General features: G+C 66.3%; 9 protein-coding genes and 1 pseudogene. 7 read left to right on the top strand and 3 right to left on the bottom strand.

The features are described from left to right. Positions 1–306, top strand: a 306-nt coding sequence (locus tag DSY14_RS13515; RefSeq protein ID WP_249187821.1) for a LysR substrate-binding domain-containing protein, incomplete at its 5' end; no start/stop codon positions are given. A gap of 245 nt (positions 307–551) precedes the next feature. Here DSY14_RS13515 and DSY14_RS13510 read toward each other — a convergent pair. Next, positions 552–1,130 carry a TetR/AcrR family transcriptional regulator gene (locus DSY14_RS13510; protein WP_211716885.1) on the bottom strand — a complete coding sequence of 193 codons (579 nt, stop codon included), beginning with the start codon at positions 1,128–1,130 and terminating at the stop codon, positions 552–554. Between the two features lie 420 nt (positions 1,131–1,550). Here DSY14_RS13510 and DSY14_RS13505 point away from each other — a divergent pair, with 420 nt between their 5' ends. The 5 genes and pseudogenes from DSY14_RS13505 (at position 1,551) to DSY14_RS13490 (ending at position 8,516) form a co-directional block, all read left to right on the top strand. Further along, positions 1,551–2,420 carry an alpha/beta hydrolase gene (locus DSY14_RS13505; protein ID WP_211716884.1) on the top strand — a complete coding sequence of 290 codons (870 nt, stop codon included), beginning with the start codon at positions 1,551–1,553 and terminating at the stop codon, positions 2,418–2,420. 836 nt (positions 2,421–3,256) lie between these two features. Further along, positions 3,257–6,484: an RHS repeat-associated core domain-containing protein gene (locus tag DSY14_RS13500; RefSeq protein ID WP_307851217.1), complete on the top strand. Its 3,228-nt coding sequence runs from the start codon at positions 3,257–3,259 to the stop codon at positions 6,482–6,484. Between the two features lie 74 nt (positions 6,485–6,558). Continuing rightward, a complete protein-coding gene (locus DSY14_RS13495) occupies positions 6,559–6,858 on the top strand; it encodes a hypothetical protein (protein ID WP_211716883.1) in 300 nt (99 codons plus the stop codon). Positions 6,859–7,127: 269 nt separating this feature from the next. After that, a pseudogene (locus DSY14_RS29620) lies at positions 7,128–7,487 on the top strand (hypothetical protein); the annotation flags it as partial. A 15-nt stretch (positions 7,488–7,502) separates the two neighbouring features. Next, positions 7,503–8,516 (top strand): VCBS repeat-containing protein, encoded by a 1,014-nt coding sequence (locus tag DSY14_RS13490; protein ID WP_307851216.1) that lies wholly within the window; start codon positions 7,503–7,505, stop codon positions 8,514–8,516. A gap of 409 nt (positions 8,517–8,925) precedes the next feature. Here the strand turns inward: DSY14_RS13490 and DSY14_RS13485 are convergent, their stop codons facing one another. Next, positions 8,926–9,663: an SDR family oxidoreductase gene (locus tag DSY14_RS13485; RefSeq protein WP_211716881.1), complete on the bottom strand. Its 738-nt coding sequence runs from the start codon at positions 9,661–9,663 to the stop codon at positions 8,926–8,928. An 82-nt stretch (positions 9,664–9,745) separates the two neighbouring features. On the opposite strand from DSY14_RS13485, the gene DSY14_RS13480 reads away from it, so the two are divergent. After that, a complete protein-coding gene (locus tag DSY14_RS13480; RefSeq protein ID WP_211716880.1) occupies positions 9,746–10,360 on the top strand; it encodes a TetR/AcrR family transcriptional regulator in 615 nt (204 codons plus the stop codon). A 326-nt stretch (positions 10,361–10,686) separates the two neighbouring features. Here the strand turns inward: DSY14_RS13480 and DSY14_RS13475 are convergent, their stop codons facing one another. Then, the gene (locus DSY14_RS13475; RefSeq protein WP_211716879.1) at positions 10,687–11,418 is read right to left on the bottom strand and encodes a hypothetical protein; all 732 of its coding nucleotides are present in this window, start codon (positions 11,416–11,418) and stop codon (positions 10,687–10,689) included. Positions 11,419–11,739: the final 321 nt, after the last annotated feature.

Genomic DNA, 11,739 nt, shown 5'->3' with positions numbered 1-11,739 from the left:
GGGGGGAGGGGCGAACCGCAGTTCGGCCCATGGCCCACGCTCGAGCGACCTCGGGTGGGGTTCGAGGCCCAGGGGTGGCCGACCCGACTCGGGTTGGTGGCGGCGGGTCTGGGCGTGTGCGTGCTTCCCGGGTTCGCCGTCGGCATCCTGCCGCATCGCGTCGTGTGGCGCGCGGTGCACGACCCCGAGTTCCGTCGATGGCGCGAAACAGTGGTCCTGACGAGGGAGGAACCCTCACGCAACGCCCAGGCGATGCTCCGCGCCGTCAAGGCGGCGTTCGAGGACCCCCAGGACGGACCACGTTGAACGCCGCGGCAGGCCGTCGCGGGTCGCTGTCCAGGTCCGTGGGGGCGAGGGTCCCAGAGCTGTGACCTCTCACTGGAGTCGGACCGTGCGCCGGGTGGACACGCAGTGCGCGGAACCCGAGGGTGAGGTCGCCCTGAACCACTCCGGGCGCACGCGAACCCCACCGTGCGCCGAACCCGTCGTCGGCGCGACCTACTCCGACCGGCCGCAACCTCCTGATCGGCCGGCCCGTGGGGCGCGGTGATCTACGACGCGTGACTTTCGCTCTCGAATGTCGCCAGCGAGGTGAGGAAGCGATCCGCCGCGGTGTCGATCTCGGCGGTCGGGGTCAGCAACCTTTGCAGCAGGAGTCCGCGCAGACATGAGGTCGCGATGAGGCTCTGTTGTCTGGCTCCGGTCGCCGTGGCGCCATCGCGCAGAGCCGCCGCTTCGAGAAGGTGCGCCAGGTCATCGATGTCGACGACGAGCTCCTCGAACGCGTCGCGTTCATAGACCGCGAGCCCGACCAGGTGGAAGAAGGCGTGGGTGCGGTCTTCGTGCGCGGGGTCCGAGTAGAAGTTCCAGATGGCTCTGCACAGGGCCACGAACCCGAGTTCGTCGCCGGTCGCGGCGATGACGAGGTTGTCGCGGCGGCGCGCCTCCAACAGCACGGCACGCAGCAGACCCGGCCGCGACCCGAAGTGGTACGTCAGCAACGTGTGGTGCACACCGATCCGCTCCGCCACTTGGCGCATCGACAGGTTCGGACCGGGGCCGTTCTCGCCGAACTCATCGAACAGCGCCTCCAAGAGACGCTTCTTCCCTTCCCCCGCCGGCGCTCTCACGTTGCCTCCATTGACAGTTTCACCACTGTTGAGTACGTTACCGCATATTCAATTCACCACTGTTGAGGTCAGCGGTCCGCGGGGGGAGGTCCGATGTCCGCTACCTGGTGGGTCGGCCGCATCCGTCGCGGACGGATTGGGGGTCGACCTGACCCCGGCCGATGTGAACGTGACGGACGGAGCGCTCACCGCGATCGGGTCGGCGGTGCGGTCGGGGGCCACGACCGTCTCGCCGACGCTCGGTTCACCCGCGAGGAGACCGCCGTGGCCGCGGCGGAACCGGAGGCCCGTGGCACCCACGTCATGGTGCACGCGCACGGCAACGCGGATATGCGCAATGCCGTACGGGCCGGTGTTCGCCGAACTGAACATGGCCGCGTTCGTCATCGAGGGCGGCCGCACGATGAAGGGGGAGATTCGATGAGCGGGATCTTGCACGGCTGTCTGCCGGACACGGAGTACCTGGAGGTGACCGCCCGGTCAGGGCACCGCTACGGCGTCTGGGTGACCACGCCGCCCGGTTACGCGGACTCCACGGATCCCCTACCGCTGATCTACGTGCTGGACGGCAACTGGACCGTCGGCCTCACCGCGCCCCTCATCGTCACCCAGGCAGACCCCTATCTGACGATCGCCCCCTACATCCAGGTCAGCATCGGATACGCCGGTGAGGAGGCCGCGTCCTGGGCGCAGATTCGCAACCGCGACCTCGTGCCCCCGGGAGAACCCATCGGCGACGACATGCTCACCACCCTCACGGCGGCTCGCGAGTCGGGTGCGATGACCCAGGAACAGGTGGACGCCTACCTCGCGGCGTTGGCGGACACCCGGGCCGACGTCTTCCTCGACTTCCTGACCGGTGAACTCCACCCTCACCTGCAGTCGAGACTGCGTGTCAGCGAGTCCGGACACGGCCTGTTCGGCTACTCCTACGGTGGTCTCTTCGCCCTCTACACATGGCTGTGCCGGACAGGGCTCTTCGCGAGCATCGGTGCGGGCAGCCCCGGTGTGGCCAGTGCGGACAGCCGGATCTTCCCCCTCGTCGAAGCCCTGCCGGAACCCGGCGAGGACGCGGTCGCTCCCCGGCTGCACATCACGCTGAACGAAGCCGAACTGATGGGAGACATTCCGTTCTACCGCGGAATGGCCCGTAACGTTCTGACGGTGGTGGAACAGTTGCACGCCAAGGGACGATCAGAGCACGTGTCGAAGGCGTTGTTCCACGAGACGCACGTCACCGGGCTCCAGGCATCGTTCCTCAGCTACCTGAAGACCTGCCACAGTCGCTGACCGGTCGCGGCCGTGGGCGCCGCGATGTCTCCCTCGCGGGTAGGGCCGGCCGTGTGCTCGGGCCCCGCCGAGGCTCGCCCCGACATCGCGCGTCCCACGTCCAGCGCACGGCCCCGGAAGGTCGCACCCGTGCATGGCCACAGGAAAGAAGGTCGCCACCGTGCGTGACCACGAGGCCGGCGCCCACGGCGACAAGCCCCACGCACCATCGGCATCGGCGCGGAGAAAGGCGGCCTCGCCGGTTACGTGAGTGTTCTGCGCACACCGGGTCTGACCGTATGGGCCCTGGTAGCCGAAGGCGTGTTCTTCCCGCTCCGGTTCGTTGTCGCTCGCTGACGTCCCGATCCACACCTGCGGAGCACGATCGGAGCACACCTCGGCCCTGAATCGTGTCCGCTGGTGATGGCGAGGTGGCAGCCGATTCGATGCCCCGTTTTCGTGGCCCTGGGTCTCGCACTGATCGCTGTCGGTGCTTGTCCTGTGTTAACTGTTGTCTATGGCCACACTCGGCCCCGTCCCCTCTAGGCGGTACGTGGGCCGGCGCACGTGGCCATGGAGTGGGTTCCGATTCCACAGTTCCCCCAGTGCACGGAATCGATGGATGCTCCCGATGGGCAGCAGAGCTTTAAACCTTCTTTCCGATTCGTGACCCTGAGTGATATGGGTGACTCTGGGTTCCTGGTGGGTCGGTGGGGTGGCACGTAGTGTCACCCTCCGGTGCCCGGCTCCGGTGGATCTGCCCGCTCTCAGGTCCGCCCCTGACCCGGTCTGGCCCCTGAGCCCCTGATTCCCCCTCCTCAGGTTTTGGAGCGTTCCCCCTTTTGAGGTCCCACTCCGTGCGTGCGGTTCTGGCCACCACAGCCGCCGCCACTCTCACCCTGTCTCTGCTCTCGGCCCCACCGGCCTGGGCCGATGAGGACCCCCACTCACCCGCGGACCGCACCGTCCCGGCCCCCGAGACCTGGGAACCGGGCCAGGCCACCTCCGACCACAATGGTCAGGCCCCACCGGACCAGGCCTGGGAACCCGAAGCGGGCCAAGACGAGGACGCCGCCCGCAGCCCGGGTTGGTCGTGCTCTTCCAACGAGGAGAACCTGGGCATCGCGGCCTGGTATCCGATGCAGCGCCACCAGATCAGCGACCGTCTGGACGTGGACATCAACCTGGAGAACGGCAACGCCGTGATCCGCCACCGCGACCTGACCGTGCGCGGCACCGGTGTGCACCTGGGGCTCAACAGCGTCTACAACTCCCGCGAGCTCAACACCCGTTGGAAGCAGTCCGCGGGCCGCGACATCGGGCTCAAGTTCGAGTCCGACCGGGTGGCCTTCCACGGTCCCACCGGCTCGTGTGATGAGTTCATCGAGAACGAGGACGGCGAGTACGACGCTCCGGCCGGGCTGAATGCCACGCTGACCGAGCTGTCGAATGGTCACTACGCCCTGACCTACACCCGGGGCGAGTTCGAGGACCAGGTCTGGTACTTCGACGCCAACGGCTGGGCCATCTCCCATGCTGACCGCAACGGCAACACCAACGACTACTTCTACTCCAACTCCGGGCACCTGGTGGCGGTCAACGACTCCCAGAACCGCTCCACCACCCTGGACTGGGACGATCAGGGACGCCCCACCGAGATCACCGACCCCACCGGTGAGACGGCCGCGGCCTACACCTACGCCGCCGACCATGACCGCTACCCCGCGGCCATCACCGACCGGGCCGGCAACGACATCGCCTTCGAGTACGAGGGCCATCACCTGACCCGCATCACCGACGCCGAGGGCGGGGTGTGGGAGCTGTCCTACGACGACCAGGGCCGGGTCACCTCCTTCACCGAACCCCACGGCGACGACGGAGCCGTCTACTCCTTCGACCACACCGACGGCCAGACCACGGTGACCGACCCCGGCGGCGGGGATTCCACGTTCGAGTTCGACGACCTGGGCCGCCAAACCGAGGCCACCGACCAGATCGGTCACACCCGTTCCCGCACCTGGACGGCCAACTCCGATATCGCCACCACGACCGACGCCCTGGAAGCCTCGGTCACCTACGACTACGACGACGCCAACAACCTGATCGGCACCGAACTGCCCACCGGAGCCGAGACCGCGGTCGGCTACGGCGATGCGGCCAACCCCTCCAAGCCGACCTCCTTCACCGGACCGGACGGCAACGAGCTCTCCTTCACCTACGACCAGGCCGGGAACATGACCCGCGCCGAGTCGCCGGAGGAGGACATCACCCTGGCCACGCTGTCCTACAACAACGACGGCACCGTCTCGGCGGCCACCGACGCCAACAACAACCGGACCACGTTCACCTATGACGACGTGGGCAACATGACCGGCCAGGCCGAAGCGGGACCGATGGGGGACATGTCCTTCACCTACGATTCCCTGTCGCGGGTGAGGTCGGTGACCGACGGCAACGGCATCACCCTGGAGTACGACTACGACCGCCTAGACCGGATCGTCTCGGTGACACACGAGGGTCAGGTGATCCAGTCCCACACCTACGACGACAACGGGCGGCTGGTGGCCACTCACACCGATCAGGTCAGCACCACCTTCGACTTCAACACCCGCGGAGACCTGCTGGAGTCGGTGCGTTCGGACTCGGTCGGCGAGGAGAGCACCGGCTACGGCTACGACGTGGTCGGCAACCTGACCGAGTTCACCGAACACGGTCGCACCACCAGCTACGCCTTCGATGACGCCTTCCGCCTGGAGTCGCTCACCGACTTCACCGGTGCCGAGACCACATTCGAGCACGACGAGAACAACCAGCGCACCCACATCGCCCACCCCGACGGGGCCGAAGAAGACCGCTCCTTCGACGACTCGGGTCGCCTGACCGAGATCACCACCACGGGTGTGGACGGCCAGACGCTGGTGGAGGCCTCCTATGCCTGGACCAAGGGTGAGGACGACTCCGACAAGCTGCACGAGCGCACCGTCAACGGCACCACCGAGGAGTTCACCTACGACGGCCTGGACCGCCTGACCGGCAACGGTGACATCGATTATGCCTACGACGACGCGGGCAACCTGACCTCGGCCGATGGTGAGGATCTGTCCTACAACGACTCCGACCAGGTCACCGACGCGCGCGGCACCGGGGTCGATCACGACCAGGCCGGGAACATGGTCGAGCGCGGTGAGCAGTCCTATGTGTACAGCCCCACCAACCAGATGCTGCGCGCCGATGACGGCCAGGGGGATCTGTCCACGAGTCTGAGCTATGACACCATCGACCAGACCCAGGTGCGCGGGATCACCGACGTGCACGAGGGGAACCGGATCGACCGGCAGGTGTCCAATACCGCGCTGGGTACGACCGGGATCGCCTCGGAAGGTGAGCGCACCAGTTTCGTGCGCGACCCTTCGGGCGGGTTGATCGCGATGGTCTCCGATGGTGGGGACGAGCGGTTCCATTACACGAGTGATCACCAGCGCACGGTGCTCGCGGTCACGGCCGAGGGCAGCGAGGCCGATTCTCCGGATGCGGTGTATGAGTACACGCCTTATGGTGAGCGCACCGATGAGATCGCTGAGGACAGCCGCGCGGGGGAGTTGAACCCGTTCGGGTTCACGGGCGCGTACCAGTTCCTGGACGGGACGACCCATTTGGGTCACCGGTTCCTGGACGCGGTGACATTGAATTTCACTCAGGCTGACCCGTCGCGCCAGGAGATGAACAACTACGCCTACGCCATGGGCGACCCGATCAACCGCACCGACCCCACTGGGCTGAAGTCGCAGGCCCTCATTGCCGGTGATGTTGGATCCACCCTGCTCGCTGCAGGTGCCACTGCTGGCGTATGCGCCTTGACGGGCGGAGTCGGATGCCTTGTGGGAGGTATGGTGGCCGGTGCTGTCGGCGGTGCTGTCGGAGGGTATGCGGGCGCGAGTCTTTTCGGAGGGTCTGATTCTGAAGTCGCTGCCTCCACAGCCTCGGGCGCGTTCTTCGGCGCCGCGACATCATTCCTGCCTGTGGTTCCGGGGGCGACCGCGAGCTTCATCGGTGGCGGATACTTGACATCAGACTCAGCAAGGTAAATGGTTGCAAGTCGAGGCCACTCGACTTGCAACCATTCCTCCTCAAAGATTTTCGTGTTAGGCAGGCTAAGACAATGAAGGAATCGACAGAACCGGACTTTGTGGAAAAGTTGGCAAAGTCAAAGATTCTGCTCTTTCGAACTTACGAGAGGTTCCCTGAAAATCCGAACAGGAAAGATAGATTTCTCCTTGGTTGGGGTCTCACCATTCCTCTCGGGTTTGCCTTCTTCATCTCCCTGTATCTGCTCTACTTGGGGCAGGTTCCCCAGTTCATCTTCGCGGCTCTGTTCATCATCTCTATGTTCTTGGTAGCAGTGCTGCCGAAGCTTGTGCTTTTTTCTCGAATGAGGAAGAGCGGAGATTTCTCGGATTAATCCTCTCGTGGATTGAGTGGGAGGCTGGTCTGCGCCTTCCATTTGGCCGATCTCGTGTATTTGACTTAAAAGTTGGCCAAGGCATCATGTGGCAATAGTGAGTTATTTGTGACTTTCGCGGATCGATGAGGGGGTCTCTCTAGGCTGGTTCCCTGATTGATACTGCGGCCGAATCAGAGGTATGTCTCAGATGCAATGGTTCTAGTGTCGGCTTCTTCTGTTTTGATTTCTTCGGGCCTCGCTTCTCTTTCAACTTAAGAAGGAAATTCATGTCTCGTGGTCGGTTAGTGCTGTACAAGTCGGCTATTTCCCTGTCTGTGGTGTCGTTAGTCTTTCCTTTGGTATTCAGCCCTGCCCATGCGTCCCCAGGCCAGGTGCATGATGTGGATGGTGATGGCTTCGCGGATGTGTTCGTTGGTGCTCCGGAAGGGGTGGGCGGTAACGGGGTGCGCGGTGGGTACGTGGCCGTGGTCCAGGGCGGACCGGACGGCGCCGATCCGCAGGCCGGGTATCAGGTCGATCAGTCCTCGGCCGGTGTCGGAGGTGTGCCGGAGGTGGGGGATCGGTTCGGTGCGCAGGTCGCCTCGGCCGATGTCGACGGGGACGGGTTCGCAGACCTGGTGGTCGCTTCCCCCGCGGAGGACGTGCGAGAGCATGAGGACGCCGGTCTGGTGCAGGTCGTCTTCGGGGAGGAGGGCGGTCTGTCCGAGGAGTCTTTCGGTGTGCACTCCCCGCGCCAAGAGCGTGGGGACACCGGGTTCGGGGCCGCTCTTGCGGTGGGGGACATCGATGGTGACGGGTATGAGGACGTGGCCATCAGTAACGGTGATCACGTCACCGTCCTGTGGGGACGCTCCGGCCTGAATGGGGGCGGTGATGATCCGTCGGTGAGCTCCTTCTTCGCCACCACGAGCGTGGACGATGAGGTCTCGGCCCTGGAGTTGGCGGATGTGACCGGCAACGGCCATCTGGACCTGGTGACGGTCTCCGACCACGAACGCGCCGGGGACGGTGGGGAGCTGTTGCTGTTCCCCGGCAACGCACGAGGGCTGTCCACCGAAGCCGCGAACGAGCCGATCTCGCTCACCGGCCAGGGCGCTCAGGTGGCGGCCGGTGACATCAACGACGACGGGTACGCCGACGTGGTCATCACCCACGCCGACGGCGACGCTGCTCGGATCCTGGAGGGCTCGCAGCAGGGCCTGACCGGCCAGGGGCTGACCCTGGACAGCGACCTGGGCTCGGACTCGGTGGCAGTGGGTGACATCGACGGCGACGGCTACGCCGACATCGTGCTCGGTGACACCACTGTGCAGGACCCCGACGGTGGCGCGGACGCGGGCGGCGTGGACGTGCTCTACGGCGGACCGGACTGGGTGGACGGGCGTGAGCAGTCCTTCGTCCAGGGCTCGGACGGTGTGGCCGGGGCCTCGGAAGCGGGGGACCGGATGGGTGCCGCGGTGACCCTGGTGGACCTGAACGGTGACGACCTGCTGGACCTGGTGGTGGGGGTGCCCGGTGAGAACGACGGCAACGGCGCCATCACCATCCTGTACGCCGATGCCGAGGGGTTGAGCGGCGTGGGTTCGCAGACCTTCGGAGGCTCACCGATGGGGCTGGACGGCAGCGGGGCCGAGTTCGGCCACGACCTGTCCTGACCCAGGGGCGAGGGTGGGGGCGGTGCCGGCCGTGCCCCCACACCCAACCCACGCCTGCGGCCCCAGACGACCGATGATCCGGCATCGGCCCAGGCGTGCGGGGTCCTCGGAGACGCGGGGGACCTCGTCATCAAGGGGGGTCTCGGCAGAGCGACACCGGATTCGTGTGGTTCCGTGTCACGTGGACCACCCCGTGTGCCGAGACCGCCTACCACCGCCACGAGGAGCGGACCCCGCTCGACCTGGAAGGTGAGTACCCGGACACTGCCGAGGCGCTACGTCCCTTCGGGGGTCGCACCGTCGCGTACACGGTGTGCCCTGCCCGCGAGCGGTGTCTTCGCTGTCGACTGCCAGGTGTGCGCGAAGACTCCGGTGAGGACGCCCGTGCCCGTGGGAGCGTCTTGCGAACTCACGCGGCACCACCGTTGACGTACAGAACCTGACCGTTCACCCACCGGGCAGGGCCGGCGAGGAACGACACCATCTCGGCGATGTCCTCCGGGGTACCCAGGCGTTCCATCGGGTTGGCGGCGGCGATGCCGTCGATCTGCTGCTCGCTCTTACCTTCGAAGAACAGCGGCGTGGCCGTGGGGCCAGGCGACACCGCGTTGACCGTGATGTCTCGTCCACGCAGCTCACGAGCGAGGATCAGAGTCATCGCTTCGACCGCGCCCTTGGACGCCGCGTATGCGCCGTATCCGGGGATCTGCAGGCGAGTGACCGAGGTGGAGAAGTTCATGATCGCGCCTCCGTCGCGCATGCGCTGCGCTGCGAGCCGGTCGACGACGAATGTGCCCCGCACGTTCGTGCGCTGCACCTGATCGAACGTCTCCAGGTCGAGTTGTGCGATCGGGGACAGCGGCATGATGCCCGCTGTGTGCACGAGCACGTCGACGCCGCCGAACTCCCGTTCCGCGGTGTCGAACAACGCCCCCATGGCGTGCTCGTCCGCGACGTCACCTCCCGCGGCGATCGCCCGTCCTCCCGCGGAGACGATGCCGGCGACCGTCTCGGTGGCGCGCTCCTCTCTTCCGGCATAGTGCACGACGACGGCCAACCCGTCCGCTGCGAGGCGCTCCGCGCTGACCCGCCCGATGCCGCCCGAACCTCCGGTGACGATGGCGACGCGATCCGTGATGCCGGCCATGATCTCTCCTCGCACTAGGATGTGGACGAAGCGTCCATAAAAGACGGTAGCATTATAATGAACGAACTGTCCATATGAGGGAATGATGATGACCGAAGCGCCGTCCCCGAGGAGAGGTCGCGGTCGCGGCCGCCGTCCGGCCGCTGAGGTGCGAACCGAAGTCCTGGCCACGGCAGGCCGCCTCCTGATGGAGGAGGGCATCCGAGCGGTCACCTTCGAACGGATCGCGCGAGAGGCCGGCGCGAGCAAGACCACTCTCTACAAGTGGTGGCCGTCGCCCGGAGCGCTCGCGGCCGAAGCGTTCTTCGCCGAGAGCGAGCCGGCGCTCGAGTTCCCCGAGACCGGTGATCTCCATGCCGACCTCATCACTCAGCTCACCTCCTTTGTCGGGCTGCTCACCCATGGTGGTGCCGGGAAGCCGATCTCGGAGCTCATCGGCGCGGCACAGACCGACCACGATGTCGCCGAGGCCTGGTCACGCACCTACGCCCTCCCGCGGCGAGAGCTGGCGCGTGTTCGGCTACGGAAGGCACAACGCAGTGGGGAGCTCGACTCCGATGCGGATCTCGACATCATCGTCGACCAGCTCTGGGGTGCCTGCTATCACCGACTGCTGGTCCTCAGGGTTCCCCTCGCCGACCTCGACATCGAGCGCCTCGTGACATCCGCTCTCCGAGGCGCGGGCCGGCCCGGGTAGGGGCGTCTGGTGTGTCCGGGAGGAGGCTCGTCCGGGAGGCGGCCCCGCAGCGGTCGACATACCCGCAGTCGCGAACCCGGTCCGCCGCCGAACCTCTGCGTGCGTGCATAGCCTCACGTTCGCATCCACGCGCGCCGTTCGATACGAGTCCCATGACGAGTCCGAACACCGATGTCCAGGGGTGTCCGGACCCGTGAAGGTCTCCGCCGTCGCGGGGGGTGGCTACGGCGGTCGCATCGCGGTGCACCCCCTGGTGGCGGGAAGGACCCCGATGCGTTGTGCCGACGGCGTGCGCGCTCGCGCCCAGGCACCTGGGTCGTGTCCGGTCAGGCGGGTGTGATGCCCTCGACGATGCGCAGGACCTCCTCCGGGTCGCCCTCGGCGGTGAGGTCCTCGCTCGCTTCAACCTGCGCCCAGTAGGCGTCGTCCACGTAGTGGATATGGACGACCACCCCGGGTTCGGGGGAGAAGATCGCGGTCGACCCGTTGTAGTGGCCGCCTCCGTTCGGCAGTTCCCGGGCCGGCGAGTCGTGGAACTCCTTCTCCATCTCGGTCTCCATGACCTCGTGGAAGGTCTCGATGTCGGTGAAGTCGTCGCGCCGCATCACCGACACGTACAGGCTGGAGACGGCGATGGCCTCGCGCTCGGACATCACCTCGCCGAAGTCGTCTACCAGATAGTCCACCTCGATGCCGTCATCCAGCCACGAGCGCTCGACCTCGTGGAGGTCCGGAGCGACGTGGCCTTCCGCGTCGGCCAAGGCCGTGTGGTCCAGGTCGTAGGCGGTGCCCTCGACGTCCTCGGGCAGGTGGCCGACCTCGTAGCCGTTCAGGTCCCCTTCGGCGGGTAAATACCCCTGGGCTTCCAAGTAGGGCGCGGCCTCCTCCAGGGACAGCTGTTCGAAGGGCGCCTGGCCGTCCGCCCCCAGCGGCGGCAGTGCGTTCTCCTGCGCCGCGCCGGAGGAGGCGGCATCGGTCTCGGTCGCGGGGGCACAGGCAGTGGCGGTGAGGGCGATGAGGCCGAGGGCACCGAAGGTGATCTTTGCTCTGTTCGTCATGTCCCTCATCATCGGGGTGTCCGGCCGGGGGTGCCTGAGTACGTCGACCCGAATGCGCTGGGCGATCGAACGGTGGTGCACGAACCCCGGAACTGATAGGGGTTCCGGTCCGTGCCCGCGGCCCGGAGGGGACGGGGTCGAGAGAGGTCCGGTGCTGCGCGATCCACCCGCCCCTCAAAAGTGGGTGATCGGCTCTCCCCTGGGCCGAGTCCACCGGGATCTGTGAGGACTACTCCCCAACGGCCGGCCCTGCCCCTCTCGTCCCCGGGCGTTGAGGAACAGCGAAACGAGAACCCGCCCTCATCAACCCCTTTCTTCCCA

Source organism: Nocardiopsis sp. MG754419 (assembly GCF_018207095.1).
Classification (GTDB): Bacteria; Actinomycetota; Actinomycetes; order Streptosporangiales; family Streptosporangiaceae; genus Nocardiopsis.
This window is presented reverse-complemented; position numbering and strand designations above follow the sequence as displayed.

Bases quoted from the DNA above. Each gene is read 5' to 3' on its own strand.
- DSY14_RS13505 (WP_211716884.1), top strand. From the start codon at position 1,551: ATGAGCGGGATCTTGCACGGCTGTCTGCCGGACACGGAGTACCTGGAG.
- DSY14_RS13495 (WP_211716883.1), top strand. From the start codon at position 6,559: ATGAAGGAATCGACAGAACCGGACTTTGTGGAAAAGTTGGCAAAGTCA.
- DSY14_RS13485 (WP_211716881.1), bottom strand. From the start codon at position 9,663: ATGGCCGGCATCACGGATCGCGTCGCCATCGTCACCGGAGGTTCGGGC.
- DSY14_RS13480 (WP_211716880.1), top strand. From the start codon at position 9,746: ATGATGATGACCGAAGCGCCGTCCCCGAGGAGAGGTCGCGGTCGCGGC.
- DSY14_RS13475 (WP_211716879.1), bottom strand. From the start codon at position 11,418: ATGACGAACAGAGCAAAGATCACCTTCGGTGCCCTCGGCCTCATCGCC.